This window comes from Mesobacillus jeotgali (assembly GCF_031759225.1).
In the GTDB taxonomy this organism is placed as follows: Bacteria; Bacillota; Bacilli; order Bacillales; family Cytobacillaceae; genus Mesobacillus; species Mesobacillus jeotgali_B.
In genome coordinates, this window is record NZ_CP134494.1 from 1,118,113 (window position 1) to 1,144,702 (window position 26,590).

The 26,590-nt window shown below is 42.2% G+C and carries 24 protein-coding genes and 2 riboswitches; of the genes, 18 read left to right on the forward strand and 6 right to left on the reverse strand.

All coding sequences use genetic code 11. The annotated features are described in order from the left end of the window. Positions 1–163: 163 nt before the first annotated feature. Positions 164–1,087 carry a cation diffusion facilitator family transporter gene (locus tag RH061_RS05565; protein ID WP_311074515.1) on the forward strand — a complete coding sequence of 308 codons (924 nt, stop codon included), beginning with the start codon at positions 164–166 and terminating at the stop codon, positions 1,085–1,087. Between the two features lie 71 nt (positions 1,088–1,158). On the opposite strand, the gene RH061_RS05570 is transcribed toward RH061_RS05565, so the two are convergent. Further along, positions 1,159–1,449 carry an ArsR/SmtB family transcription factor gene (locus RH061_RS05570; RefSeq protein WP_311076289.1) on the reverse strand — a complete coding sequence of 97 codons (291 nt, stop codon included), beginning with the start codon at positions 1,447–1,449 and terminating at the stop codon, positions 1,159–1,161. A 306-nt stretch (positions 1,450–1,755) separates the two neighbouring features. Here RH061_RS05570 and RH061_RS05575 point away from each other — a divergent pair, with 306 nt between their 5' ends. Further along, positions 1,756–2,127 (forward strand): YidH family protein, encoded by a 372-nt coding sequence (locus tag RH061_RS05575; RefSeq protein ID WP_311074516.1) that lies wholly within the window; start codon positions 1,756–1,758, stop codon positions 2,125–2,127. Here the strand turns inward: RH061_RS05575 and RH061_RS05580 are convergent. After that, entirely contained in the window at positions 2,124–2,780 is a 657-nt protein-coding gene (locus RH061_RS05580; protein ID WP_311074517.1) for a DUF3939 domain-containing protein, read from the reverse strand. The genes RH061_RS05575 and RH061_RS05580 overlap by 4 nt on opposite strands. Before the next feature lie 433 nt (positions 2,781–3,213). On the opposite strand from RH061_RS05580, the gene RH061_RS05585 reads away from it, so the two are divergent. The 8 genes from RH061_RS05585 (at position 3,214) to RH061_RS05620 (ending at position 12,402) form a co-directional block, all read left to right on the forward strand. Continuing rightward, positions 3,214–5,571 (forward strand): putative bifunctional diguanylate cyclase/phosphodiesterase, encoded by a 2,358-nt coding sequence (locus RH061_RS05585; RefSeq protein WP_311074519.1) that lies wholly within the window; start codon positions 3,214–3,216, stop codon positions 5,569–5,571. A 44-nt stretch (positions 5,572–5,615) separates the two neighbouring features. Next, positions 5,616–5,712: riboswitch (guanidine-I (ykkC/yxkD leader) on the forward strand. Between the two features lie 75 nt (positions 5,713–5,787). Further along, a complete protein-coding gene (gene sugE / locus RH061_RS05590; RefSeq protein ID WP_311074520.1) occupies positions 5,788–6,111 on the forward strand; it encodes a quaternary ammonium compound efflux SMR transporter SugE in 324 nt (107 codons plus the stop codon). A 120-nt stretch (positions 6,112–6,231) separates the two neighbouring features. Next, positions 6,232–6,579 carry a PadR family transcriptional regulator gene (locus tag RH061_RS05595; RefSeq protein ID WP_311074522.1) on the forward strand — a complete coding sequence of 116 codons (348 nt, stop codon included), beginning with the start codon at positions 6,232–6,234 and terminating at the stop codon, positions 6,577–6,579. Further along, a complete protein-coding gene (locus RH061_RS05600) occupies positions 6,560–7,201 on the forward strand; it encodes an HAAS signaling domain-containing protein (RefSeq protein ID WP_311074524.1) in 642 nt (213 codons plus the stop codon). The genes RH061_RS05595 and RH061_RS05600 overlap by 20 nt, the downstream gene beginning before the upstream one ends. 100 nt (positions 7,202–7,301) lie before the next feature. Beyond that, positions 7,302–8,765 (forward strand): DUF4153 domain-containing protein, encoded by a 1,464-nt coding sequence (locus tag RH061_RS05605; protein WP_311074526.1) that lies wholly within the window; start codon positions 7,302–7,304, stop codon positions 8,763–8,765. 117 nt (positions 8,766–8,882) lie between these two features. Beyond that, on the forward strand, positions 8,883–9,236 hold the full coding sequence (locus tag RH061_RS05610) for a hypothetical protein (RefSeq protein ID WP_311074528.1): 354 nt from the start codon (positions 8,883–8,885) through the stop codon (positions 9,234–9,236). 256 nt (positions 9,237–9,492) lie between these two features. Continuing rightward, positions 9,493–11,289, forward strand: a complete 1,797-nt coding sequence (locus RH061_RS05615) for a TIGR04190 family B12-binding domain/radical SAM domain protein (RefSeq protein WP_311074530.1) — start codon at positions 9,493–9,495, stop codon at positions 11,287–11,289. A 156-nt stretch (positions 11,290–11,445) separates the two neighbouring features. Further along, positions 11,446–12,402, forward strand: a complete 957-nt coding sequence (locus RH061_RS05620; RefSeq protein WP_311074531.1) for a cation diffusion facilitator family transporter — start codon at positions 11,446–11,448, stop codon at positions 12,400–12,402. Positions 12,403–12,475: 73 nt separating this feature from the next. Here the strand turns inward: RH061_RS05620 and RH061_RS05625 are convergent, their stop codons facing one another. Continuing rightward, positions 12,476–13,825: a hemolysin family protein gene (locus tag RH061_RS05625; protein ID WP_311074532.1), complete on the reverse strand. Its 1,350-nt coding sequence runs from the start codon at positions 13,823–13,825 to the stop codon at positions 12,476–12,478. 622 nt (positions 13,826–14,447) lie between these two features. On the opposite strand from RH061_RS05625, the gene RH061_RS05630 reads away from it, so the two are divergent. Beyond that, a complete protein-coding gene (locus tag RH061_RS05630; protein WP_311074533.1) occupies positions 14,448–15,515 on the forward strand; it encodes an ATP-binding protein in 1,068 nt (355 codons plus the stop codon). 18 nt (positions 15,516–15,533) lie between these two features. On the opposite strand, the gene RH061_RS05635 is transcribed toward RH061_RS05630, so the two are convergent. Further along, positions 15,534–16,094, reverse strand: coding sequence for a GNAT family N-acetyltransferase (locus RH061_RS05635; protein WP_311074535.1), 561 nt, complete (start codon positions 16,092–16,094; stop codon positions 15,534–15,536). Positions 16,095–16,220: 126 nt separating this feature from the next. Between RH061_RS05635 and RH061_RS05640 the strand changes: the two genes are divergently transcribed. Beyond that, complete coding sequence (locus RH061_RS05640) at positions 16,221–17,495, forward strand: dicarboxylate/amino acid:cation symporter (RefSeq protein WP_311074537.1); 1,275 nt, start codon at positions 16,221–16,223, stop codon at positions 17,493–17,495. A gap of 53 nt (positions 17,496–17,548) precedes the next feature. Here the strand turns inward: RH061_RS05640 and RH061_RS05645 are convergent, their stop codons facing one another. After that, complete coding sequence (locus RH061_RS05645; protein WP_311074538.1) at positions 17,549–18,679, reverse strand: histidine kinase N-terminal domain-containing protein; 1,131 nt, start codon at positions 18,677–18,679, stop codon at positions 17,549–17,551. A gap of 244 nt (positions 18,680–18,923) precedes the next feature. Continuing rightward, positions 18,924–19,030: riboswitch (TPP riboswitch) on the forward strand. Between the two features lie 107 nt (positions 19,031–19,137). Between RH061_RS05645 and thiT the strand changes: the two genes are divergently transcribed. From thiT to RH061_RS05670, 5 genes are all read left to right on the forward strand, one after another. Then, a complete protein-coding gene (thiT, locus tag RH061_RS05650) occupies positions 19,138–19,734 on the forward strand; it encodes an energy-coupled thiamine transporter ThiT (protein ID WP_311074540.1) in 597 nt (198 codons plus the stop codon). A gap of 277 nt (positions 19,735–20,011) precedes the next feature. Beyond that, positions 20,012–20,236 (forward strand): FeoA family protein, encoded by a 225-nt coding sequence (locus tag RH061_RS05655; protein ID WP_052442186.1) that lies wholly within the window; start codon positions 20,012–20,014, stop codon positions 20,234–20,236. Beyond that, positions 20,236–22,245 carry a ferrous iron transport protein B gene (feoB, locus tag RH061_RS05660; RefSeq protein ID WP_311076290.1) on the forward strand — a complete coding sequence of 670 codons (2,010 nt, stop codon included), beginning with the start codon at positions 20,236–20,238 and terminating at the stop codon, positions 22,243–22,245. The genes RH061_RS05655 and feoB overlap by 1 nt, the downstream gene beginning before the upstream one ends. 21 nt (positions 22,246–22,266) lie before the next feature. After that, on the forward strand, positions 22,267–22,428 hold the full coding sequence (locus tag RH061_RS05665; protein ID WP_311074544.1) for a FeoB-associated Cys-rich membrane protein: 162 nt from the start codon (positions 22,267–22,269) through the stop codon (positions 22,426–22,428). Positions 22,429–22,584: 156 nt separating this feature from the next. Further along, complete coding sequence (locus RH061_RS05670) at positions 22,585–23,049, forward strand: helix-turn-helix transcriptional regulator (protein ID WP_311074545.1); 465 nt, start codon at positions 22,585–22,587, stop codon at positions 23,047–23,049. A gap of 48 nt (positions 23,050–23,097) precedes the next feature. On the opposite strand, the gene RH061_RS05675 is transcribed toward RH061_RS05670, so the two are convergent. Next, a complete protein-coding gene (locus RH061_RS05675) occupies positions 23,098–23,616 on the reverse strand; it encodes a universal stress protein (RefSeq protein ID WP_311074547.1) in 519 nt (172 codons plus the stop codon). A 564-nt stretch (positions 23,617–24,180) separates the two neighbouring features. On the opposite strand from RH061_RS05675, the gene RH061_RS05680 reads away from it, so the two are divergent. Further along, positions 24,181–26,511, forward strand: a complete 2,331-nt coding sequence (locus tag RH061_RS05680; RefSeq protein WP_311076292.1) for a transglycosylase domain-containing protein — start codon at positions 24,181–24,183, stop codon at positions 26,509–26,511. Positions 26,512–26,590 lie beyond the last annotated feature (79 nt).

A 26,590-nucleotide genomic window follows, 5' to 3' on the forward strand; every position in this document is an offset into this window, starting at 1 on the left:
AACCAAAACCGCTGTTTTTCAGCGGTTTAATTTTTTTTTGTGTAAAAACCATAATAATAAGGTATTTAAAATATAGACAAGCTTTTTATTGAACCAAACTCAATAGTCAGGCATAATTATATATATGAGCATATATTCATATATAAACAAGGGAGGCGGACATATGGGGCATAACCATTCACATGGGCATGCACATGGCCATAGCCATAGCCATACAAACAATAAAAAGGCTTTATTCTGGGCATTCCTTCTAATCGCCACATTCATGGTTGTGGAGGTAATTGGCGGGGTCATCACTAACAGCCTTGCCCTGCTTTCGGATGCAGGCCATATGCTGAGCGATGCAGCCGCGCTTGGGTTGAGCTTGTTCGCGATGAAGCTTGGTGAAAAAAACGCTACCCAAAGCAAGACATATGGGTTCAAGCGTTTTGAAATCATTGCAGCTGCACTCAATGGGCTGACCTTGATTGTCATTTCCATTTATATCTTTGTGGAAGCGTATCAGCGCTTCACAGATCCTCCAGAGGTTCAAAGCCTTGGGATGCTGACAATCTCGGTCATCGGATTGCTTGTCAATATCGTCGCGGCATGGATTTTAATGAGTGGGGACAAAGATGAGAACCTAAACGTAAGAAGTGCGTTCCTCCATGTAATAGGTGACATGCTGGGTTCAGTAGGTGCCATCACTGCAGCATTGCTGATTTACTTCTTTGGCTGGGGACTCGCCGATCCGATTGCAAGCGTCGCAGTGGCAATCCTGATCATCATAAGTGGCTGGAGGGTGACAAAGGAAAGCTTCCACGTGTTAATGGAAGGGGCACCAGAGCAGGTAAAACTGGATGAAGTGAAAGATGAAATACTGAAGATTCCCGAGGTGAAGGATGTACACGATGTCCATGTTTGGTCCATCACATCAGGTGTTTTCATGCTTAGCGGCCATATTGCTGTCGAAGGGGAAGGAGCACATGACCGAGTATTGCATAAAGCACAAAGGCTCTTGCACGACAAGTTTGGGATTGACCACAGTACGCTGCAAGTAGAAGGGGAAGAGCATGGCTGCCCTTGTGCACATGGGCCGTGCAATTAGTGAGTAGCAGTAACTTTTTTAAACATTCTTTCACAAGCTTAAGACATGCCAGACAATGACATTGGTAAAACTCAATGATGGCTGGCATGTTCTATGCTTTGCTTTAAAAGGTCGATGACATGTTCATCATCGTGTGTGTAATAAAGTGTTGTTCCCTCTCTCCTGAATTTGACGAGCCTGAGGTTTTTTAAAAAGCGCAGCTGATGTGAAACAGTTGATTGCAGCAAAGAGAGTTTTTCAGCAATCTCATTGACCGAATGTTCTCCCTGGAACAGCAGATGGAGAATCCTGAGCCGTGTCGGGTCTGAGAGGGCCTTGAACGTCTGTGAGACCATGAATAAAGTTTCCTCATCCAACTCCATTTCAGGAGAGTTATTTTTCTTATCTTCCAAATTGATCAGCCTCCTGTATTTATTATAACTTATGAAGAGCAACACGGCTGGGAATTCAGCCGTGTTTTATGCGATATAACCTGTTTCATCATTGTGACGAATAACGTTCCCCAACAACGAGGAATCATAAAGCTTGATGATGAGCAAATGAAGAGGAATTGTCCGGCCCGGGTGATAAACTAATGTTGAGGATTTTGCGGGCAAGAACCAACGATTCCAAGCGGTATTGAAGATACTTATGCGAAAGCAATAAACGATCCGCAATTCGGGGGTGGTATGATGGACGAAAATAAAACACTAGAATCAAAATATATCCAGCAGCATCTCGCCAATGAACGAACATACCTGGCATGGGTCCGGACATCGATCGCCATAATCGGGATTGGCTTCTTGGCTTCAAGTCTGCACTTCAATAATATTAGCTTTGCAAGCAAGGCCGCTGACACAATTGCTGTTTTGATCAGCATCTTTTCTTTGGTGATTGGTTTCGTCATTCTCTTCTTCGCGACCACACATTATTTCTCGGTGCGGAAAAATATCAACAATCAAACTTTTGCTTCAGCCAGTACTTTGATAAAAGTTTCCACTGGGGTTATCTTTGTGATTTTTCTGCTCCTTGGCATTTACTTAATCAGCATTTTATTTTAATTCCCGATGCTGTTTTGCTCTGGTTTTTTATGTGTTATCAAACCATCGTAATTGGTGATATATAGCTCTATCTCCGGTTGGGTATCAAGGCAGTGGGCTTTCAGCAGCTGATAATAATTCACTCTGTGCAGAGGGTCATAGGGGAGTACGGGGTATTGCTTATGCTCTTTAACATAAAGATCTACTGCCTTTTGGACTTTATCAATTGTTAAAGCAAGATTTTTTTCTTCTTCAGTGAAAATATCGTATGTTTCCTTAGACATGTAAAAGTTTTGTGATGGAATCCCTTTCAGGATTGGGGCAAGCTGTTCAGCATCGATCCTATTATCTTCCTTTACGAGTATGGTTCGGTACACCCCCTTCGGAAGCTGATCCGAATATATACGGACTGCCTTTTTTATATCGTCAACGCTTGTCTCAATGATTGGCCAGTTCTTATTGGCTTCTTCTGGCACTATTCGCTTTCTTGCAGCTAAAAGACCATATAAAGCCAATCCTCCAACGGAACCTGCTACAGTTAAGTAAGGGAGTAAATCCAGGTTAAGATCAAGCAGGTAACCGATGATGGGCCAGTTGATTGCAGCTGCGGTCCTTAGGATGGCTGATTCAGAAAATAAGCTTCTGATATTCCTCCTGTTTTCCTCCGATTGCATTTTTAATCCCCTCCTATCCAAGGCGGCAAAACGCCTTATTTCATAATTAATCGTCAGGGGCTTTTTAATATATTTTTAGAGGCTTATACACGTATTGTGCTTAATAAATATTCGGTTATGCCGATATTATCAAAAGAGTCTGTCCAATTATGCTTATTTGGGAAGAGACGAACAGGGTGAGGTAAGTAGGGGCCATTACGTGATTGAAAGTGGAATTGCTTCTACTTATATTATATTAAATTTTCTTTATGAATGGCATGGATTATATTTGAATATTTTGAAAATAAATCTCGTACTACGTCAATTATCTGGATGAATATTGTATAATATTTAGAAAGCTTCATCCATTCTAGCGAAAGTTGTCGGTGAAATAACTGGCAAATCTCAGCTTCTAATCCACGAAAGCAAAAAACAGACAGAAACGAGGGGCAGTATGGATATTCCCCATATGTACATATTTGATTTGAATAATATAGCTTTAACCATCGTTTTTTTAATCATTTCTTCAATCATGGCAGTTGAATTCAGCAGGCAAATCAAAAAGACTGTATATCGAAAAAAACGCAAAAAAGTCCTGTATTCTCTTCTTTTGGCTCTTACATTTTTGCTTACGCATTTATTTGTGATTATTTCCGCAGGAGTCCCATTTTCAACGAGCAATTTTTATGCTTTTTTTCTGATTTTCTTTGGTATTTGTGGAGTGGGGTCTTACGCGGCCTTTAGTCTGGCTCAAAGGGATATAGGCAATACTCCACAGTATGTATTCACAAGTTTATTAATCGCTGTCAGTATCATGGCAGCTGAATATACTGCTTTTTATATAATCTTCAGGGATGCAATCGAGATCCAGCCAGTTTTATCGATTATGTCATTATTAATGGTCTTGGTCACTTCATTTTCGCTTATCCGTTTTTTAATGCAGATTACAAATGAGGATATTTATGAGTTTGTAAAAAAGTATAAGTACGCAGGCAGTGTTCTTGGCGGCATGGCATTGGCAGGTATTCCGTATATCGTCCTGACTTCAATGATGGCCGTAAAGGATGGGAGCGGCATACTTTCTTTCCTCGCGCCATTCGTTTATATGGCTTTTGCTAACTTATTATTCATCCTCGTCCCAGACCTTTTTGGCGAAAAACTGATCATGAAGAACGTCCAGTCTCATTTATCTTTGTTCACCCATAACCCTGATTCTGTATTCAGGGTTGACTTGCAGGGATATATTTTAAGTGTCAATAAAGAGGCAGTAGAGCTGACTGGCTATACGGATAATGAATTGGTTGGCCTACATTTCATCGATCTGATAGGGGGCAGCGAGGAAGAAAAGAAAATAAGGAAATACTTCATGAAAGTGCTCAGCGGTGAAACAAAATTGATTGAAACCACACTGAAAAGAGCGGACTCAACTTACGCGGATGTAAGAATTACAGCCGTGAGGATCATCGTCAAAAATATAACGGTGGGAGTCTTTGGAATCGTCAGGGACATAACAGAACAGAAGAAGGCAGACAAAATGATTGAGTATCTCGCTTATCATGATGAATTGACTAATTTGCCTAATAGACGTAATTTGGAGAAAGTAATGGCAGCGCAATTTATCAATGACGAAGAGTTTTCCTTGATATACCTTGATTTCGATCGCTTTAAAAGAATTAATGATACCTTTGGCCATTCATTTGGTGATAAGATTTTGGTGCAAATCGGCAGGAAGCTTGCCGAAGTTGTGCCGGAGGATTGCCTTATTGCCAGAATTGGAGGAGATGAATTCGCGATTCTTGTGACTGGAGGAAACAAGCCGGAATGGGTCGCCAGGGAGGTTGTACACGCTTTCCAGAGTCCGCTATTTGCGGAGGGGATGGAATTCCTGATCACAGCGAGTATTGGAATCTCAAGGTATCCAGAAGATACGAATAATCTTGAACTGATGCTGAAGTATGCTGATATGGCAATGTATAAAGCAAAAGAAAACGGCGCTAACCACTTCCAATTTTTTGACCAAAGCATGGTGGACAACAACCTGAATAAGTTCGAGCTTGAAAATGAATTGCGGAACGCGATTAATAGCGATTCTCTCACTGTTTTTTACCAGCCTAAATACAATGCAGCAACAAATGCGATAACCGGGGCCGAAGCGCTGGCAAGGTGGAAGCACCCTCGCCATGGAATGATTCCTCCTGGCGTGTTCATCCCGATTGCAGAGGAAGCAAACTTGATCGTCCCTCTTGAAAGACTGATCATCAGGAAAGTGTTCAGCCAGCTTGTCGCATGGAAGAGCCGAGGTTTTGAAGTTCCGCGCACTTCCATCAATATCTCGATCATCCATTTTTACCAGGAAGATTTCGTGAAGTTCATGCAGCATACACTGAAAGAATATGGACTTTATGGTGAATTGATCGAAATTGAAGTAACTGAAAGTATTATGATCAAGAAGGAAGACAGCATCAATGAGCAGCTCCAGGCATTAAGGGAAATTGGAATCGAGGTCAGCATTGATGATTTTGGCACGGGGTACAGCTCGTTGAGTTATTTAAGTAAGCTTTCAGTCGATCGCTTGAAAATTGACCAGAGCTTCATTTCGCATTCACAGGAAAACCGCGAAATCATCTCTACGATTGTCTCGATGGCAAATAACCTGAAGTTAAAAGTGATTGCCGAAGGGGTTGAAACGGAATCGCAAATTGACCTGTTAAAATCACTGGGATGCCAGGAAGTGCAGGGATATTACTATTCACCGCCATTGCCATACAATGAATATGAAACAATGATGAACAGGGAGCTTCAGGAAAGCTGATGGCCCTTTGACTGACTGCCTCGAATATGTTACTATTCTTATTAGCAAAAGTCCTCTAGGGTTCCGCAGCTTTGCTGGACTGGTCCGAGAGAGGGCGCACAGGAATGCCTGTGTACACGGAGGGATAAAAACCCGGGAGATATCTATGGATATCTCCCGGGTTTTTTTATTCTAGCTCCGTCGCCTGAGCTTTAAAATGAAAGGGGAGGAAGAAATATGGCTTGGTTTTATTTAGTTATTGCCGGCATATTTGAAGTCGTCTGGGCCATTGGCCTGAAGTATACAGAAGGTTTCACCAAGGCAGTTCCATCTTTGATTACTCTGGCAGGAATGGCGGTCAGCTTTTATTTTCTTTCGATGGCGGTTAAAACATTGCCGATTGGCACCGCATATGCAATCTGGACAGGTATTGGAGCTGCAGGGGCAGTCATACTAGGGATTGTCTTGTTTGGGGAACCGCGCAATCTTCTGAGGCTGATGTTTGTAGGCTTCATTCTTGTGGGAATCATCGGACTGAAGGCAACATCCGGTAGCAATTAATCCATTTGAAAAGCAGGCTTGCAAAAAAATGCAGCCTGCTTTTTGAATGTTTATTTGCAAATTCAACCATTTTATATTATGATGCCGTTAGGTACCTTTTATTACTAGGTAGGTGATAGGATGTTTAATCGGGAACTTTTAAAAGGGAGCACATCCCTAGTGTTGCTACAGCTGCTGAATGAACGGGATATGTATGGTTATGAGCTGGTGAAAGAATTGGATAAGCGTAGTGACCATAGTCTGCAGGTAAAAGAAGGAACGCTTTATCCAGCATTGCATAAACTTGAAAAGCAGGAATACATTGAATTTTATTGGCAGGAGCAGGAAAAAGGCCCGGCAAGGAAATATTACCGGATTACGGATGAAGGCAGAGCAGTCCTAATAGAGAAAACGGAAGAGTGGCAGCACTTCGTCAATGTCATGAACAAGGTGATCAGGAGAACGAAAAATGATCCAGTTAAAGACTGAATTCCTCGCGGAGCTTGATAGGCACTTAGGGAAGCATGCAGACAAAGAACAAATTTTAGCTGAATACGAGCTCCATATTACCGAAATGCTTGAAGAGTTTCAGGACATGGATAGCGAAGAGTCGGCTATTAACTCGGAAATTCATTCAAGATTGGGGACGCCAGAAGAAATTGCCGAAAGCTGGCGTGAAGAACTATCGACGACACCAAGGAAAACTCAATGGGTTTTCATTTGTGCTAATCTGTTTTTCTTTGCTGGTGGCATCATCCTGACCCTTGTACATAATCTTTTTGATTTCCCTTTTATTGACATGGCATGGCAAAGCCTTACTTCCATACCTGCTGTGATCATCTTTCTTTATCTCTTCTTTTGGGCACTGCTTGGGTATGAGATTGGCAAAGGATTTGGGCACAAGGGGAGAAGATTGATGAAAAAGACGTTTATCCTGTCCATCTTGCCGAATATCATTCTCATGAACCTGACGTTGCTCAATCTGATACCACATGACTGGTTCCAGCCGCTGCTGAGCCCAGCATTCATTTTTATTTGTATCCTTTTTACAGCGTTATTGTATCCAATTTGTTGGATTGGATATAGATGGGGGAAAAAAGCTTCCATCTGATTTTTTTAGTCTACTACATCGAATTTCTATGCATATAGAATTAAAAGGTATATTTTTTTGAATAACTACCTAGTTATTCTAGGTGGAAGGGGAGATAATAATGACTTTGAAATTGGAAAAAGGCGACGGAGTATTTTTCCTGGTCTGTCTTGCTCTGGGAATCCTGGCCGAAAGATCTTTCTTGCATGGGCTCATTGGCTTGTCATATCCCGTGTTTATTACAGCATTCTATGCTGTGTTTTTCTGGAGGTACCGTTCATTTACTTTTACAAATAAAAAGCTGGGACTATTGATGGTTGCTTCCATATGGCTGCTGTCCACCAGCTTTTTCCTCCATTCGAATATGATTTTATATATGTTGAACTTTCTGGTGATTCCAGTAATGGTCCTCATTCAACTGGTGCTTGTTACCTATCCGCTTCATAATCAGTGGCACAGGTGGCCGTTCATCCAAAAGCTCTTTTTGACAGTAGGTGCAGCATTAGCCTATGTCTACAGGTTCTTAATACATGTCGCTAAATTTTCTGTCAGAGGACTTGAAGAAAACAAGAGTGCAACGATTCGAAAAGTACTGATTGGCGTGGGTATTTCATTGCCGCTATTGTTTGTGATCGTCAACCTGCTTGTCTCTGCTGACCAGCAATTCGGAAACCTTCTGGGTGCTTTTCCTCGATGGCTTTTGGGATTGAAGATAGAAGAGCAAGTGCTGCGGACGATTGCAGTCGCCATTTACACATTGGCTATCTTTGGTCTGCTTCAGGTGCTTAGGACTAAACAGCAGGTGCCGGCCGAAGACCCTAAGCCAACTGGAAGGATATCATGGGATAGTGTGATCAGTTTGACCGTGCTCACTTTATTGAATATTGTTTACCTTTTATTTGTAGCAGTACAATTTCAATACTTTTTCAGTGAAACATTAAAGGCTGGATTTACGTATGCTGAATTTGCGCGAAGAGGATTCTTTGAACTTCTTTTTGTAACGATGCTGAATTTGTTGATCATTTCTACGATTGTTTCGTATGTTGATAAAACATCTAAATTTTTGACACTGGCCATTCGTTCCCTTCTTTCCCTGCTCGTTACATTCAGCGGAGTGATGCTGTATTCAGCATTTTTACGCCTGCTTATGTATGAAGAGGCTTATGGATTTACCTTTGCCAGGGTACTGGCACATTCATTCATGGTTTTCCTGCTTGTGATTTTATGCTACTCCTTTATGAGGATATGGATGGAAAGGCTCTCTCTTGTTCGCTTTTACATCATTTCTGCGATCATATTTTATACAATAATCAACACGATCCAGCTTGATCAGTATGTTGTTGACCGAAATCTGGAGCGATACTCAGAAACCGGGAAAATCGATATTCATTATTTGAATTCGCTGTCTTATGAAGGGGTGGAAGGACTGGTGGAGCTTTATAAGCTTAATCCTGGCCATCCTGGTCTCTCTGAGTTGCTGCTGCAAAGGAAGCGGGAATTCATGGCTTCAGAAGAGCGCTGGAATTCTATCAATATGTCCAGTCGAAGCGCTGAAAAAGCAATCATGGACCTGCGGATCAAGTAATCTTGAAATGTGGCTAAAATGAAAACAAATGCCGGCTTTGTTACCAGTTTTGTAACATATCGATGTGATTAATGATGATAAAATAATCTTAAGCCAAATAAAGGGGAGCCATGCAAAATGGAAGGATTATCTGAAATCATTAATCTGATAAAAGGGATTGAAAGTTCAATTGATTCATTGCATAAAAGAGCCGAAAGCATTGAGAAAAGGCTCGAACGTCTAGAGAAAGTCGACAGTATTGAACATCGCGTAACATCAAACCAGATCGATATAACAGATATCAAGGACGCTCTTGAAAGAATGGAAGAAATGCAAAGCGCCAAGATTGAAAATATGTTAAAAGAATTACTGAACAAGGCAGAAATCAAAAACAACTCAGAATTCAGCACGATCCACAAACGCCTTGATTCCCATCTGTTAAAATTGGGCAGAGTCGAGGAAGAAATCCTCATGGTCCAGCAGGAAAAATAATGTATCCAAAGATTGCGATATCGCAGTCTTTTTTTTTACATAGATCACAATCCATCCACAAAACTTTCATAAACTCGAAATCCCTTTATTTATCAAGGGTTTCCGGCTGTTAATATTCGTATTATGTTCAGCTGTTCACAAAAAATTGCACTTTGCAGGACTTGGAAGAACTGATCGGGAGTTATGATTAAGGTGTAATCATACATTGCCTTTATTAGGCAGATTAATAGTATATATTTTATTCGAGGTGAGTCCTTTGAAATACGATCTAGTCCTTCTTCATGCACCAAGTGTTTACGACTTCCGGAAAAATGCGCTTCTGGCAGGACCGATCAGTGACGTCGTCCCGTCATCTCCTGTATTCGAAATGTATCCGATTGGCCTGACAAGCATTGCGGAATATTTAGAACGCCATGGCCTCCGCGTGAAGATCATAAATATCGCCAATCGAATGCTGATGGATGAAAACTTTGATGTGGAAAAGAAATTGAAAAGAATCAAGACGCGTGCATTTGGAATTGATCTTCATTGGCTGCCGCACGCTCATGGAAGTATTGAACTTGCGAAAATTGTTAAGAAGCTTCATCCGGAAACACCGATGATTTTTGGAGGCCTTTCCGCAACTTATTATCATAAAGAGTTAATAGAGTATCCATTCATCGACTTTGTCATGCGGGGTGATTCAACCGAAAAGCTGATGCTCCTTTTGATCAACCATTTTAAGAATGGAACTCATCACCTTGGCGGCATTCCGAACCTTACATGGAAGGATGGAGACAATCCTGTTTACAATCCATTAAGCCATGTCCCTGACAGCCTGGATGAATTTGATATTCCTGGATACCGGTATACGATCAAGTCGGTCTTCAAGTATAAAAATTTCCTTGACCCATTGCCATATAACGGCTGGCTTCAATATCCGAATACTGCCATACTCACGGCGAAGGGCTGCACCCAGGGATGTTTGATTTGCGGGGGCTCAAAGCAATCATACAAGGATAACTGCAACCGTAAAGTGCTGGCAAAACGCTCACCTGAAAAACTGGTAGAGGACATTGTTTTTATCCAGCGCTTCAGCAGGGCACCGATTTTCATTCTTCATGATATCCGGCAGGCGGGGAAGGCATATGTGGATGAGTTCTTTGAAAGGCTCAGCAAAATCAACTTAAAGAATGAGCTGGTATTTGAATTATTCCAATATGCGAACGAGGAGTTTTTTGAAAAAATTGAGAAGGTTGTACCGAAGTACAGCGTTGAACTGACACTAGAAACACATGACGAAAAAATTCGCCGTTATAATGGCAAATTCAATTGCACAAATGCGAAAGTGATCGAAACACTGCAGGCAGCATTAAAGCATAGCTGCAAGAAGATCGATATATTTTTCATGGTTGGCATCCCGCATCAGGATTATCAAAGTGCGCTCGATAATGTTGATTTCTGTGAAGAAATTCATAATGCATGTGGCGGGGATAAACGATTATCATACTTTGTTGCGCCACTGGCACCATTCCTGGACCCGGCAAGTCCGGCATTCGAAAATCCGGAAAAATACGGTTATAAGAAGTTTTGCCATAGTATCGAAGACCATCGAAAGGCTATCACCCAGCCATCATGGAAATATATGCTCAGCTTTGAAACAGATTATATGACCAGGGATGAAATTGTTCGATCAACCTATGAATCTGCCAGGAACCTCAATGCCTTTAAACTGAAATATGACCTGGTAGACAGGAAGACTCATGATGAGGTGAACGAAAAAATCGCCAAATCACTTGAATATATCGAAAAAATCGATGAAATCGTCGCTCTTCCTGAACAAGAAAAAACTCAGCAGCTAGCTTTGCTCAGCAAGGAAATGGAAGAAGTGAACAAATACAGCATTTGCGGGAAGCACGAATTGAAATGGGAAGTGAAAAAGCACTACGCTGATATCTTCTCACTCACGGCCATCGGAATCGAACTTCTAGCAGAAGACATATGGATCAATGCGAAACAGAAATGGAATGCCTATAATAAAAGAGTCGGGGAAGCTTCTAAGAGCAGAACATGAATTTTCTCATAAAACCCTTCAGGATATAGTCCTGAAGGTTTTTTTGTATATCCCTACTCAATTGGCTCCTCCAATTCCTGATAATAAATGTTTAAAATTAAAGGAAATGTGAAAAGGTAAAGGAAAATATATTTAACTAGTAAAGCGGGTGGAGAAATGTCATCGATGGTTGAATTTTTTAAAAGAGGAAATAAATCTTCCGGTATTGCTGCGGTTGGGAATACATTCCTCGCAGTAATCAAAGGGGTTGCTGCAGTGATCAGCGGAAGCGGCACGATGCTGGCGACGACACTTCATTCAGTTGCGGATGCATTGAATCAATTCTTTGTTTTCATCGGCAGTGCCATTTCTGAAAAAGAAGCAACAAAACGATTTCCGACCGGTTTCGGGCGGGTTGTGAACTTATTTGTACTGGTAGCGGTTATCATCATTTCCATTATGGCTTATGAAACAGTCATTAAAGGGTGGGAGTTGATCCAGCACCCAAAAGCTTCTTCCAATATGTGGCTAAATGTCATAATCATGACGATTGCAGTACTTGTTGATGGAGCAATTCTGGTCAAGGCCATGAAAGAGATTGCACATGAAACGAGAAGCAACGCAAAGGGCTTTGGTATTGTACCAAATGCCTTTAAGAATGTAAGCCTTGCAGCACCGCCTACAAGATTGGTCTTCTATGAAGATTTGATTGCGACATTTGGTGCCCTGTTGGCATTGGTTTCGATTGTCATGGCGCATGTTACAGGATTTTATTTGCTTGATGGAATTGGAACCTTGCTGATTGGAATCCTGCTGATCGGGATCGCCTTGAAAATCGGGTTTGAGAACACGGTAGGTCTCATTGGTGTAGCAGCACCTAAGGTAGTTGAGGATCGTATAGCCAGGCTTCTCCTGTCAGATCCAGATGTCATTGATATCAATACATTAAGGATTGTCCAGGAGGGAAGGCAGTACCATGTCGAGAGCTATCTGGAGCTGCGCAAGGGGCTGACCCTTGCTGATGCAGATGATATCAAGTTCAGGGTCAGGGATAAGGTATTGACAGACCCGGACGTAGATGATGTAGTATTGGGTATCATCGAAGCAGATGATGTCCAGAATTGGAAGCTTTAAAACAAAGCCGCAAAAAACCCAGGCAGGGAAGACCTGCCTGGGTTTTGCTTGTTAGAAGCAACAGATGGATTGCTTATGAAACAACTTCAGTTTTGTTCATAAAAAAACTGTCTGCTGTCTTTTCGATTTCAGGTTGTTTCATTACTTCAATATATTTAATGTGGTGCTCTTCCATTTCGGTGATCTTGAAATGGAATGAACCAAAACTGACGACGTCGCCCTGCTTAACCTCGTAATTTTCGGTAAGCATCCAGCCGCCGATTGTATCGACATCTTCATCGTTGATATCTAATCCAAGAAGTTCATTTACCTCACTGACTAGCAGTTTGGCATCAATGATATAATGGCTTTCCTGGACTTTGCGAATCATCGGCACTTCATCCATATCGAACTCGTCGCGGATTTCTCCGACAATTTCTTCAAGGATATCTTCTACTGTTACGAGGCCGGACGTGCCGCCATATTCATCCATCAGGATCGCCATGTGTATACGATCTTTCTGCATCTTGACAAGCAAATCGTGAATAGGGATGCTGTCAATGACCCGGATGATGGGCCGAATATATGATTCTATTTCTTTTTTGCCCCGGCCTTGGTCATGGATTAGATCAGTCATGACTTCCTTTATATTGACGAGCCCGACAATATGGTCCTTGTCTCCATCGATGACAGGATAACGGGTGAATTTCTCTTCCTTCACTATCTGGAGGAAGTTCTCCAGAGTATCTTCGATTGACAACGAAATAATTTCCGTGCGGGGTACCATGATTTCCTTGGCGATCCGGTTGTCGAATTCGAAGATTTTATTTACATACTTAAACTCTGACTGGTTGATTTCACCACTTTTAAAGCTTTCAGAAAGTATAATGCGAAGTTCTTCCTCAGAATGAGCCAAATCATTTTCAGAGGCAGGCTTAAGACCGACAAGGCCAACAGCAAGACGGGCAGATCCATTCAATAACCAGATGAACGGGTACATGATCTTGTAGAATAAGATCAGCGGACCAGCTGTATTCAGCGAAACCCATTCTGCTTTTTGGATTGCTAATGTCTTAGGGGCCAGCTCTCCGACTACGACATGAAGGAATGTGATGGTCGCAAATGCAATCCCCACTGAAAAGACATGTCCGGCTGATTCAGAAATAGCCAGGCTGTTGAACAATGGTTTTAGCAAATCGGCAATTGCCGGCTCTCCAAGCCAGCCGATTGCCAGAGCAGTAATCGTTATGCCCAGCTGGCAGGCAGAAAGGTACTCATCCAGATTGGAAATGACTCTTTTTGCAAGCACAGCTTTTCTGCTGCCTTCCTCTATTAATTGGTCGATCCTGGAACTTCTCACTTTAACAATCGCAAATTCTGATACGACAAAAAATGCCGTTAAAGCAATTAAAATGGCTATCCAAACCAAGTTAAATATGTCCAAATAAGTTCCCTTAGCCCGCGGATTAGCGGGTAAGGAGTCACCTCCCAGTAAACTGAAAATTAAGCCTGCTGCACAGACTTTAATTTAAATGATCAAGTTCATTTTTTAACCTATAATGCTCTCATAACTAATTTGCGCTTTTTCACTTGAGAAGTTCTTCAATACGAATGAATCAACAATTACGAACAATCTCAATCAATGCGTAAAGAGTCATGAATCAATTCTTCAAGAAATCTAACGGCCCATTCCGTGCGGCTGGATCAGCCAGGGCCGAAATCCTGTTATGCTGTTCCTTCCGCGCCTGCAGCTGTTAAATTCTTGATACGATAGATTGCCCCATCATACCACCTCAGCTTTATCAATTAAATTTTATTATACCATATCGAGAATATTTAAGGGGAACATAAATACGGTTTGATATCAATGTATGAAACGGACACATAAAGTATGAAGTTTATGTTTAATTATATTGGAAAATTCAGTTTTTAACAAATTAGTGTTAGTCCTATGCATCACAAAAATTTCCCAATGGAAATAATATACTTTTTGTGTTTAATTTAACAATTATAATTTGAAATTAGTTTAAATATTCAGTAAAATTCTTACAAAGAGGAGGCTGTGTATGAGTATTCTTTTATCCAGTTTGGAAAGGAAGTTACATAAAGTCGAAAAGACAGACGAGAAGATTTGGGTAGAACCATCCATGGATTTTATTTGTAAAAGAACACCGGATGGACTTATTAAATATGTTTCGCCATCTGTTCAATCTATGCTCGGTTTTGAGCCATCTGAATTAGTCGGAAGGCTGTACACTTTATTTGTCCATGCAGAAGATTATAAAAGAACATTGAGTACTTCCATGCCTGAGTCTCAGGAAGTTTGCAGCCTGACATACCGCATTAAGCGAAAAGACGGAGTATACATATGGGTGAACTCACGGATATCCGTTATAAGACATCCCGATACAAATGAACCATTTGAACTGTTTTCGGTTACAAGTGATGTTTCTGCAAAAATCAAGGCAGAGCATTTTATTCTGGAGTATGAAAAATTAAACGTTGTCGGACAGCTAGCCGCAGGTATTGCGCACGAAATCAAGAATCCTTTGACAAGCCTAAAAGGCTTTATCCAGCTTATGAAGTCCGGCAAAGAATTGAACCACAATTATTTAGCGATCATGGAAGATGAAATAAAGCGGATGGAGGCTGTTTCAAAAGAGCTTATGCTTATGGCCAAGCCGCATAAATCTGATTTTAAATCCTTTGATATGAATGAATTGATCGACCATGCTATTACTCTTTTAATGGCTGAGGCGGCAAAAAAGTGTGTTGAGATAACCAAGCCATCCACGTTGGAAGACGGGACGCTTCTTTGTGATGGGAATAAAATCAAGCAGGTATTGATCAATATTCTGATGAACGCGATTGATGCAATGGATTTGCCAGGTGAAATTACGATCGCTGCCTCTAAGGCAAACCAGGAGATGACCATTTCAATCTCAGATTCCGGAAAAGGAATCTCATCAGAGGATTTGAAAAAGATCGGTAAGCCTTTTTTTACAACCAAGGCGAATGGGAACGGGCTGGGTTTGATGATTTGCTATAAAATCATAGAAGAACATAATGGCCATATCAATGTGGAATCAAGTCCTGAAGGAACAACATTCACCATCAAACTTCCGATCCACTGATTTTTATAACACCAGTGATCAAGGATATAGGGCATTCCTTTCATGCCATTCTCTTGCAAGAAGACCGTAAACGATTAAATCATGAAAGGTGCCATTCAAGTATTCTCCATCACGAATGACACCCTCCTCGAAAAAGCCAAGCTTCCTCGGGATTGCCTTGCTTTTGTGATTGTCCTTGCCGCAGCGGATTTCAATTCGGTTAAGTCCCAGCTCATAAAAAGCATGGTTTAATACCGCTGTCACAGTTCTTACCGTTATGCCCCTTCCTTGCAGTTTCTCCGATAGATAATAACCGATGCTTGCCTGAGAGTTGTTCCAATCAATAGCATGCAGGCTGATACTCCCTGCAAGGGCTCCCCTGTATCGAATTCCAAAATGACTGCTTCTCCCTTCTTGATGATTTTTCTGCCACATCTGTATCACCGTAGAAAATTGTCCAGGATACTGAATCCCGTCAATCCAAGGAAGCCATTTCCTCAAATAGCGGCGGTTGGAATCCACTAGCCTGAACAACTCACCGGCTTCTTGCAGCTCAAAAATTCGAAGTTCAAGTTCACGATCAACCTTCAATGTTAACATATGGACCTCCTTACACTTTCTTCTGCTGGTAGTTTTGACCAATTAATTTCTTGTGGTTTTATGACAACCGAAAGAGGGAAAAAAGCTTTACATTGTTTTTTATACTTTTTTTTTGGGAGGATCCTTATGAAACTAACGACGAAGATTTTGATTGGCCTTGGCCTTGGAGCGATGACCGGGCTGATTCTCAACATTTTTTCACCCGAATTATTCACTATTTTAGATAAATTCTTATTCACGCCTCTCGGCAAGATATTCATCAATTTAATCAGTATGCTTGTCGTACCGATTGTCTTATTTTCAATTATTCTTGGAACTGCTGGACTAGGCGACCCAAAAAAACTCGGCAGGCTAGGCTTTAAGACTGTAAGCTACTTTTTATCTACAACAGCCATAGCAATCATAATTGGTCTTGCCCTGGCACATTTAATAAAGCCTGGCTTGATGGGCCAGTTTGATACGAGTGGGGCGGAATTCAAGGCTGAAAAAGCTCCGCCAGTAAGCGAAACCTTTTTAAATCTTATTCCGGCAAACCCGTTTGAAGCACTGACAACTGGCAATATGCTTCAGGTTATTGTGTTTGCGCTATTCATCGGGATTGCGTTAACTGCACTTGGGGATAAAACGAAGGGGATTTTAAATCTGGTTGAACAAGGAAACGAGATCATGATGTATCTTGTAGGCCTTGTCATGAAGTTTGCTCCGTATGGAACTTTTGGGTTGATCGCAACGGCTATCGGCAGCCAGGGACTTGACGCCATCAAGGCTATGGGTGTTTACATGTTAGTTGTTGTTCTTGCGTTGCTGATCCATGCATTATTGACCTATGGATCGACAGTGTACTTCATGGGGAAGATGAATCCTTTCAAGTTTTTCAAAGGATTCTCACCAGCAATGGGAGTGGCCTTCAGTACATCAAGCAGTAATGCAACACTGCCAATATCAATGGAAACAGCACAGAAAAATCTTGGTGTCCCTAAATCTGTCAGTAGCTTCGTGCAGCCGCTTGGAGCGACAATCAACATGGACGGCACGGCCATCATGCAGGGTGTAGCTACCATCTTCATAGCCCAAGTATACGGTGTAGACCTGACAATGGCGGAACTGCTGACGGTTGTATTGACAGCTGTCCTTGCGAGTATCGGGACTGCAGGTGTTCCAGGTGTGGGCCTGATCATGCTGGCAATGGTTCTACAGTCTGTTGGCCTGCCTGTTGAAGGAATCGGCCTGATTCTAGGCATCGACCGTTTACTCGATATGGCCCGTACTGCTGTCAATATTACAGGAGATGCGGCTTGTGCAGTCATCGTTGCTGAGTCTGAAAAAAAACATGCATTGCTTCCGGAGAAGAGCAAGGTAAGAAAAGTAGCGGAAGACCGGTCGCTTGAATCTTTTAAATAAAGAAGTAAAGACCCCGCCAATTCAGGCGGGGTCTCATTATTCTGATAGATATTTTAGATTTCGATCCTTGTTAAAGGCAGAAGCATGATGAAAGACGTTTTGTCCGGTTCTGATGAACAGGCAAGTATGCCTTTATGCTTTTCGATGATTTCCCGGCAGACGAACAATCCAAGTCCGGTACCAAGTGTCTTGGTTGTAACGAAAGGCTCAAAAATCGTCTTTAACAAATGGTCAGGAATGACTGGCCCATTATTTGAAATTTCTATTTTGATATGGGTATCATTCACGAAAAATCCTTTGATTTCGATTTTCGGATCATCACGATACTGGCTCAATACATCAATTGCATTGAAGATGATGTTGATCAGGACTTGCCTGATTTCATCCGCATAGCCGTACAACTCCATATCTTCGGCTACTTCCTTGATGATCCGGACATTCGTGTCAAGAATGCTGGGATAAAGGAAGTTTAGAACTTCATCAATCATCTTATTCAGTGAGAAAACAGTCTTTTCTTTTCCAATCAACTCTTTTTTTGACAGCAACAGGAATTGGGAAATCCGGAAATTCAGTTGTTCAAGTTCGCTTGAGATGATATCGAGATACTTCATATCTTGATGTTCAGATCTCAGGAGCTGGATGAAGCCCTGAATCGAAGTTAATGGATTGCGGAATTCATGGATGAAGCTAGACGTCATTTGGCCGAGAAGCGTCAGTCTGTCTTTATGTGTAGAATCAATGAACTGGTTCTTTTCCTCGATGATCTTATTTTTCTGTTCATTATAATAAGATACAGCGTAATACAAAAAGGTATCAAAACAGTAATTGATCCGGTTGATGGCCTCTTGCATTTCAGTCCATTCCATATTCAATTTATGGAGATGTTTGTATACCACGGAGCGTCCGGAATTGACATTATAGACAAAATCGCCAATGTTAATGTCTGCCCGTACCCGTTCCTCTCCGACTATAAAAGCAAGCTCTTGGATATGCTCTTCCAATTCTTCGTTTGTCTTAGAAAAAACCGAGAGAATGACTTCATACATTCTCTCTGCGTTCTTACTTATTTTTTCTTTATATGGATCATCTTCTGAAACGATTATATTATCGGTCCAGTCGGCTATCAGATTTTCTTTTTCACTAGTCAGGAAGCTAAGCAATCGGTTATCCGTAATTGGCAGCATTTCATTAAGTCCCCCAGTTTTTCATTTCGGTATTAAAGATTCGAGGAAAAAACCGAAATCCCTTTGTCGAATAATAAGAACATCCGCAGAAATGAGTCGAATAGCTAAAAATGTGACAAAAGACCGATATTTTTAGCAATACTGGCTGAGTTTTGTCAAATCTGTTCGACATCGACTGAAAAGTTTAAGCTATGACTTGTGATAATATATTTAAAGTAGTATATTCATAGTGTAGAAACTAAATAATAACCACAAGGGGAGCTGCCTAGTGCAGCTGAGAGTGAGCGGCCGAGTTCTTACCCTTTGAACCTGTTAGTTAATGCTAGCGAAGGAATGTGGATGCGATAGGAAAGCAATCTTGGGAATCCTATATCGATCCCTGATTGCTTTTTTTGTTTCTGAAGCAGAAAAGGCGTGTTAGAAACGGACCTCATTCTGAAAAGAAGGAGGAACTAAACATGAAACAAAAACAAACTCTCTTTTTAGTGGAAATTGCCGTATTTTCCGCACTGGCTTATTTGCTGGATTTATTTTCTGGATTCTTATTCTCAAGAATCTGGCCGCAGGGCGGTTCCGTATCGATTGCGATGGTGCCCGTATTCCTGATGGCGTTCCGCTGGGGGATCAAGGGCGGTGCAATCACTGGACTGCTGCTGGGACTATTGCAATTCATCCTCGGCTTTTCGCAGATATACCATCCTGTTCAGGGCTTCATCGACTATGTGGTTGCCTTCACTATTCTCGGAGCTGCCGGCATTTTTGCAAGGCAAATCAAAGAGAATATCCAGAATGGAGAAAAGAAAAAGTGGATTGGTTTCATCATCGCTGGGACTTTCATTGGAAGTCTTCTCCGCTTTGTCGCACACTTCTTTTCCGGGTGGATCTTTTTTGGAGTATGGGCGCCAGAGGGACAGCCAGCGTGGCTTTATTCCATTATCTATAATGGAACATACATGATCCCTAGCATGATCTTAAGTGCCATCATCATTATACTTGTCATCGGATATGCACCATCGAGGATGGTGAAGTCTGCACCTGTTAGCAATAGATTATGATAAAGATGGGAGCTGATTATTTCAGCTTCCTCTTTTATATTCAACCATATACCCTGATAGGTATATAATGAGAATGAAGTAACTATAGAGAAAAATATTGTCAATTATATGGAGTTTGCTTGGAATGCAGAGTTAAAATCCCTATATAGTGACTTAAGTCACAGTGAAAGTTGTTCTGAACTGGTTAAATAAAGATAATCATTCTCATTTAGATAAAGTTGTGAAATGGAATCCAACTAAATTGCATAAAAACTATTAAACAAAAAAGGTGATGGCTATGCTGGGAAAATTAAAGACTGGTGAAAAAGGCCGGATCATGAATATAGCTAGTGCTGATAAATTTGTCAGAAGAAGATTGCTTGATTTGGGGATAGCGGAGGGATCGGAAGTGTGCGTGAAATGCATCCTGCCTTTTGGAGGACCTGTGATGGTTGAATCCTGCGGGCAGTGCATCGGCATCCGCCGCAAGGAAGCGCTAAGGATTGAAGTGGAGCGAGTATGATGAACATTGCGCTTATTGGCAACCCGAACACGGGGAAAACATCATTGTTTAATAACTTAACAGGTTCCTATGAATATGTAGGAAATTGGAGCGGGGTAACGGTCGAAAAAAAAGTCGGCCTCTTTAAAAATGGCAAGGATCAGCTTATTGATCTTCCGGGAGTTTATACGTTAAATCCACTATCCAAAGATGAAGGGGTCGTAACGAACTTTTTCTTGAACGAACCATTTGAGAAACTCCTGAATATCCTGGATGCTTCGCAGTTAAGGAGAAATCTCCACCTTACTATGCAGCTATTGGATTACGGAGCACCAGTCATAATCGGCTTAAATATGCTCGACGTTGCAAAAAACAGGGGTATTCAAATAGATACTCACAAATTGTCGGAATCATTGGGTGTAGCAGTAGCTCCAGTGGTTGCAAGGACAGGCAAGGGTTGTAATGAACTTGCGGAGCTAGTGACAGGCGAAGCCGTAGGCACCGGGAAGCCGAACCTCGTTTATTATGGAAAAGGTATTGAAGCGGGTATTCTTGAGCTTGAGAACTTATTGGCCGGAAAGACTCAACACCCGATTCGCTGGCTTGCGCTTCAGTTGTTTGAAGGAAATCCATATGTGAGAAACTATCTGGCAACAATTTTGCACCAGGATGAAATTGACGAATTGATCAACCAGGTTTCTGTTGCCGAACAGAAAAATACCGGCAGCAGACAAGCACTTGACCAGGTAATCCACCGGAAGCGCAGTGAAGCAATCGATAAAATAGTATCTGCAGCAACAACAAGAACGGGTGATAATAAGATTCCATTGACTGAGAAGGTTGACATGATTGTCACGAATAAATTCCTGGGCATCCCTATTTTTCTTATCTTGATGTACATGATGTTCATGCTTACCTTTGACTGGCTTGGTTTCCCGCTGTCTGACGCATTGGATTCATTTCTGTCCGGACCAGTAACAACTGGGATCACGGCGGCACTGGCCGCAGCCGGTGCTTCATCATTCATCAAAGATCTGGTCCTTGACGGAATTGTAGCAGGGGTAGGGGGAGTCCTCGTCTTCGTGCCGCAAATCTTCATTTTGTTCTTTTTCATATCCTTACTGGAGGATTCGGGTTATATGGCCCGTGTCGCTCTGGTCATGGACCGCTTAATGGAATCGGTCGGCTTGAATGGGAAGGCATTCATCCCGATGATGATCGGATTTGGCTGTAATGTGCCGGGCATCATGGCAGCAAGGACGATTGAGACGCCAAAGGAAAGGCTGATGACCATCCTGTTGACGCCGCTCATGTCATGTTCTGCACGGCTTCCAGTTTACGCTTTGTTTGTCGGGGCGTTTTTTCTGGAACATAAAGCAGCTGTTGTTTTAAGTTTGTATGTTTTAGGAGTAGTGATTGCGCTTATTCTGGCAAAGGTATTCTCTGAGACGCTTTTGAAAGGCGAAACTTCTGTATTCGTCATTGAACTTCCGCCATACAGGCTTCCTCAGGCGAGGGCGCTTTGGAGAAGCACATGGGATAAGGGAAAGGGATTCGTGAAGAAGGCAGGAACCTTCATTTTTGCCGGATCCGTCCTGATCTGGCTGCTTGCCTACGCAGGTCCGGAAGGCGTGAATGTCAGCATGGATGACAGCTATCTGGCGCTGCTTGGAGGCATTTTCGCACCGTTGTTTGCTCCTATTGGCTTTGGAACATGGCAGGCGAGTGCATCCTTATTCACTGGGTTCCTGGCGAAAGAATCAATCATTTCAACGATGAACATCATTTACTTCGTCCCGGATGAAGCAAGTCTGCAAGGTTTGCTTGCTGCTCATTACACACCTTTGGCCGCATACAGCTTCATGGTCTTTATCCTGCTATACATTCCTTGTCTGGCAACTACTGCAACGATTTACAAAGAAACGGGTTCAAAACGCTGGACCTCGTTTTCAATCATTTATGCCCTGGTTATCGCATATCTGTTATCTCTGGCCATTTATCAAGGCGGCATGCTCTTTGGATTTAGCTAAGCAGGGAAGGAGGAAGGTTTCATGATTGCAAACATCTTAATAGGTGGAGCCATATTCGGATATGCCGGCTGGGCCTTCTACCGATTCATCAAGAAATCCAAGGAAGGTAAATGCGCTGCCTGCTCCATCAAAAACTCCTGCTCAAGCAACTGCAGCGTCATGGAGGAAAAACAGGTCAAATAAATCAAAAGGAGTGCAGTTTACTCAGCTGCATTCCTTTTTTTCTTTATGAAATAATATACCTGATTCAAATTTACATAGCGGAAAATAAAAAATATTTTTAATTCAAACTTATTTGGTGTAAAATTACACTAAAAGCAATTCAAAGGGATGAAGTGGATGACAAGGGATGAAATCATAAGCAGGGTATCGGAAAAAGTTAGGGTACTTCGGGCAGAAGTTGGTTATACACAGGATAAAATGGCTGATATCATTGGAATTTCCAAAAAGACGTTAGTCCAGATTGAAAAGGGCAGGGCTCAAGCCGGCTGGTCGACAGTCGTGGCGATAGCTGCCCTGTTCAGGGAAACAGAGACCATTCGGTTTTTGTTCGGAAATGAACCACTGGAAGTCCTTGAGACGATTGCCCATGAAGGCACAGATTACCGAAAAGAAAAAACATTGGGCGGTAAAGTCTGGTGGCGTGAAGTAACAAGGATTGGAGGATTCGTCATGCAGCAAAACATCCTTAGCCAGCATTACAGGATTCTGGATCAAGATGATTTCCGGATCTTCAGCAGCTTTGAAGAAAAGGAAACGATGGAGCGTTTAAAAGAAATTGCAGCTGAAGCAATGAACGGATAAATCAAGAGGACCGAAATGAAAAAGCAGCCAGAGGGCTGCTTTTAATTTTTATTTCGCGATAAGCACATGGCAATGAGCGTTATTGGCTATTTTTTGACTTGCTCCACCAAGAAGCTTGCGCTTGATTCCCTCATTTCCGGACTGGCCGATGATAATCAAATCAGCATTCACGCTATTGGCGTAATCCACGATACTCTCGGATGGACTTCCTTCAAGGATAGAGTATTCAGTGTCGATGTTCAGTGCATCCAGTTCCGCCTTTGCGTTGTTGAAGGCTTGTTCGGAGCTGTGGGTTATGATGGAATGCTCGGATTTTTTTAGTGCTCCCTGTTCCATAGCCAGTGGAGGGACCTGGATACCATCAGCAGGAAAATTGTTGATCGGCAGATGCTCAATAGGACGCTCATTCGACTCAACCAATTCGCTTTTTACCTTCTCTTCAAAAACATGGCCAACAAACAACTTGACGCCCTCTCTATCAGCAGTGAATTCCTTTGCCAGTTGCAAAGCTTTATTGCCTCCCTCAGAATCATCGTAAGCGAGTACTACATTTTTTATTCCAGCCATATAGATCAACCTCCAAGATTAGAACTTCTTATAGTTCAATACCCACTTTTAAAATAGAACTAACTCATCTAATAATTTCCAGATAGCCTAAGAAGTCCTCATAACATCGTGGATATCACATATTGGGGTTAGGAAAACTGATATTCGGACAAAACAATGTCTCGGGCATGAGATTTTGTCTGAAGTGACCTCGTGTTCGGACAAAATCGTGTCTCAGGCATACGATTTTGTCCTATGTGCTACGGGGTTCGGACAAAACAACGTCTCAATCAGGGGTTTTTGTCCGATGAGACCTGTATTTGGTGATGAAGTTACCTTAACCTCGCCTGTGCAGTGGGATTTTTAATCAGGAGTCCCAAAAACCAAAGCCGTAAGGTATATATATTGGCCACACTGCTTGCTTATATGCCTTTTTTCCTCATTATTAGCCAATATGTGTTAATGCCTTTTAAAAATGGGTAAAAGAAAGTGTCATATTTATAAACTATTTTTAAAAGGTTGGGGTGCTCAGTGAGCAAGAATTCAATAGTTACACGTTTTCTAAGAGGCTGGAAAAGGCTACATATGAACCAGGTGCTGGTATTGTCAGTTTCGACAGCGGTACTGGCATTCTTGAGTTTCTTCCATGTGTATTCTGAGGGGGCTGACATTAGCGCATTGAATGATGACATGGCACAGTCGACCGTCATCTATGATGCGAATGGTGAAGTTGCCAGCAAAATTTCGGCATTGAAAAATGAAGGGATTAAGATAGAGGATGTTCCGGATCATGTAAAGAATGCCGTCATTGCGATCGAGGACCATCGTTTTTATGAACACGATGGGGTGGACCTTGTGGGGATATCGCGGGCATTTGTCCAGAATGTCAAAGCAGGCAGCATTGTCGAAGGTGGAAGTACAATTACTCAGCAGTTGACTAAAAATGCTTTGCTTTCGAGTGAAAAGACTTATAAAAGGAAACTCGAAGAATTCTTTTTGGCGAGGGAAATCGAAAAGCAATATTCCAAAGATGATATCATGCAAATGTACTTGAACCGAATTTATTTCGGTAATGGGTCATGGGGGATTAAAAGGGCTGCGATGGGTTACTTTGGCAAGGAAGTTAAAGACCTTTCCATAAGCGAAGCAGCCATGCTTGCAGGTTTGATCAAGGCTCCGTCCGCGCTTGATCCAAATAAGAATTTTGAAGAAGCGATTGAGAGAAGGAATCTTGTCCTGCAAATGATGAAAACCCATGGTTTTATCCAAGAAAAAGAATATAAACAGGCAATTGCTGAAGAGGTTGTCCTTAATGAAAAAGGCGGAGATCCGTTGCGCGGAAAGTATCCGTATTATGTAGATCACGTCATCGATGAAGCAATCAAGAAATACGGCCTGACGCAGGAAGAAATTTTGACAGGCGGATTGCAAATCTATACTGAGCTTGATGTCACCATGCAATCAGCTGTGGAAGCTACCTACGCTAAGGACGATTTGTTCCCAAAAGGAACGGAAAAACAAATGGTACAAAGCGGTGCTGTACTGGTCGATCCTAAAACCGGAGGCATCCGTGCCCTTGTAGGCGGCCGCGGTGAGCATGTATTCAGGGGGTATAATCGAGCTACTCAGTTAAAAGCACAGCCAGGTTCAACGATGAAGCCACTTGCCGTATTCGCACCGGCGCTTGAAGAAGGCTGGGGTGTGACGGACATGCTTAAGGACGAAGAAATGGAATTCAAAGATTACAAGCCTCAAAACTACAATGGTAAATATAAAGGCGAAGTCCCTATGTATGAAGCATTGAGAGATTCATTGAATGTGCCTTCTGTATGGCTGCTGGATGAAATCGGAATTGTCAAAGGAATGGATGCAGTAAAGAACTTTGGCATCAATCTCGATCCAGTGAATGACCGTAATCTTGGCCTTGCGCTAGGAGGCCTATCGACTGGGGTATCACCGGTAACAATGGCTGAAGCATATTCAGCATTGGCCAATAAGGGCGAACGTCATGAAACACATGCCATCACAAAGATTATTGATAAAGAAGGAAATACTATTGTTGAATATGAAGGGAAGAAGAGCCGTGCTGTTTCAAAAGAAACTGCCGAGAAAATGACGACAATGCTTCTTGGTGTCGTCCAGGAAGGCACAGGGAAAGGTGCACAAATTCCTGGCAGGGAAATAGCAGGCAAAACTGGCTCAACTCAAGTACCGATTGAAGGGATCAAAGGAACGAAAGACCAGTGGTTTGTAGGGTATACTCCACAGCTTGTCGGCGCTGTATGGGTTGGTTATGACAAGACAGATCAGGAACACTTTTTAACCACGACAAGCAGTGAAGGGGCAGCTCTGGTTTTCAAGGACTTCATGGCGGAAGCATTGAAAGATACTAAAGCAGAATCCTTCAATGTTCCTCCGCTTTCAAAATTTATCGAGGAACACAAGAAGCAGCAGCGTGCCAAGTCTGTAAAAGAGCTTGAATCAAGAATCAAAAAGGAATCAGAAAAGCTTAAAAAGCAATGGGAAGAGGCAAAGAAGAAGATAAAAGACAAGAAAGAAAAGCCGAAAGAAGAAGCGAATAAGGAAACAAAAACACAATCTGCCGAAGCGTCAACGAACTCTTCCAGCAGCAATGACACCAGTGAGAAAAAAGATAATGGTGATTCAATGGATACTGGTGGAACTGCCGGCGGAGATGGAAATACCGGCGAAGATGGAGATGCCGGTGGTGAAGGAGATACCGGTGGTGAAGGAGATACCGGTGGTGAAGGAGATGCCGGTGGTGAAGGAGATGCCGGTGGTGAAGGAGATGCCGGTGGTGAAGGAGATGCCGGTGGTGAAGGAGATACCGGTGATGAAGGAGACACCGGTGATGAAGGAGACACCGGTGATTCTGGGGACGAGTCTTCAGGATGATAAAGAACAAGATGATAACGATAACTAATACGAACAAAGCACAGGAGATCGTTCTCCTGTGCTGTTTTTATGAAAGCAA

Bases quoted from the DNA above. Each gene is read 5' to 3' on its own strand.
- RH061_RS05655 (WP_052442186.1), top strand. From the start codon at position 20,012: ATGCTGGGAAAATTAAAGACTGGTGAAAAAGGCCGGATCATGAATATA.
- RH061_RS05645 (WP_311074538.1), bottom strand. From the start codon at position 18,679: ATGCTGCCAATTACGGATAACCGATTGCTTAGCTTCCTGACTAGTGAA.
- RH061_RS05570 (WP_311076289.1), bottom strand. From the start codon at position 1,449: ATGGAGTTGGATGAGGAAACTTTATTCATGGTCTCACAGACGTTCAAG.
- RH061_RS05585 (WP_311074519.1), top strand. From the start codon at position 3,214: ATGGATATTCCCCATATGTACATATTTGATTTGAATAATATAGCTTTA.
- RH061_RS05575 (WP_311074516.1), top strand. From the start codon at position 1,756: ATGATGGACGAAAATAAAACACTAGAATCAAAATATATCCAGCAGCAT.
- feoB (WP_311076290.1), top strand. From the start codon at position 20,236: ATGAACATTGCGCTTATTGGCAACCCGAACACGGGGAAAACATCATTG.
- sugE (WP_311074520.1), top strand. From the start codon at position 5,788: ATGGCTTGGTTTTATTTAGTTATTGCCGGCATATTTGAAGTCGTCTGG.
- RH061_RS05665 (WP_311074544.1), top strand. From the start codon at position 22,267: ATGATTGCAAACATCTTAATAGGTGGAGCCATATTCGGATATGCCGGC.
- RH061_RS05580 (WP_311074517.1), bottom strand. From the start codon at position 2,780: ATGCAATCGGAGGAAAACAGGAGGAATATCAGAAGCTTATTTTCTGAA.
- RH061_RS05680 (WP_311076292.1), top strand. From the start codon at position 24,181: ATGAACCAGGTGCTGGTATTGTCAGTTTCGACAGCGGTACTGGCATTC.
- RH061_RS05595 (WP_311074522.1), top strand. From the start codon at position 6,232: ATGTTTAATCGGGAACTTTTAAAAGGGAGCACATCCCTAGTGTTGCTA.
- RH061_RS05670 (WP_311074545.1), top strand. From the start codon at position 22,585: ATGACAAGGGATGAAATCATAAGCAGGGTATCGGAAAAAGTTAGGGTA.
- RH061_RS05565 (WP_311074515.1), top strand. From the start codon at position 164: ATGGGGCATAACCATTCACATGGGCATGCACATGGCCATAGCCATAGC.
- RH061_RS05635 (WP_311074535.1), bottom strand. From the start codon at position 16,094: ATGTTAACATTGAAGGTTGATCGTGAACTTGAACTTCGAATTTTTGAG.
- RH061_RS05640 (WP_311074537.1), top strand. From the start codon at position 16,221: ATGAAACTAACGACGAAGATTTTGATTGGCCTTGGCCTTGGAGCGATG.
- thiT (WP_311074540.1), top strand. From the start codon at position 19,138: ATGAAACAAAAACAAACTCTCTTTTTAGTGGAAATTGCCGTATTTTCC.
- RH061_RS05620 (WP_311074531.1), top strand. From the start codon at position 11,446: ATGTCATCGATGGTTGAATTTTTTAAAAGAGGAAATAAATCTTCCGGT.
- RH061_RS05600 (WP_311074524.1), top strand. From the start codon at position 6,560: ATGATCCAGTTAAAGACTGAATTCCTCGCGGAGCTTGATAGGCACTTA.
- RH061_RS05610 (WP_311074528.1), top strand. From the start codon at position 8,883: ATGGAAGGATTATCTGAAATCATTAATCTGATAAAAGGGATTGAAAGT.
- RH061_RS05605 (WP_311074526.1), top strand. From the start codon at position 7,302: ATGACTTTGAAATTGGAAAAAGGCGACGGAGTATTTTTCCTGGTCTGT.
- RH061_RS05675 (WP_311074547.1), bottom strand. From the start codon at position 23,616: ATGGCTGGAATAAAAAATGTAGTACTCGCTTACGATGATTCTGAGGGA.
- RH061_RS05630 (WP_311074533.1), top strand. From the start codon at position 14,448: ATGAGTATTCTTTTATCCAGTTTGGAAAGGAAGTTACATAAAGTCGAA.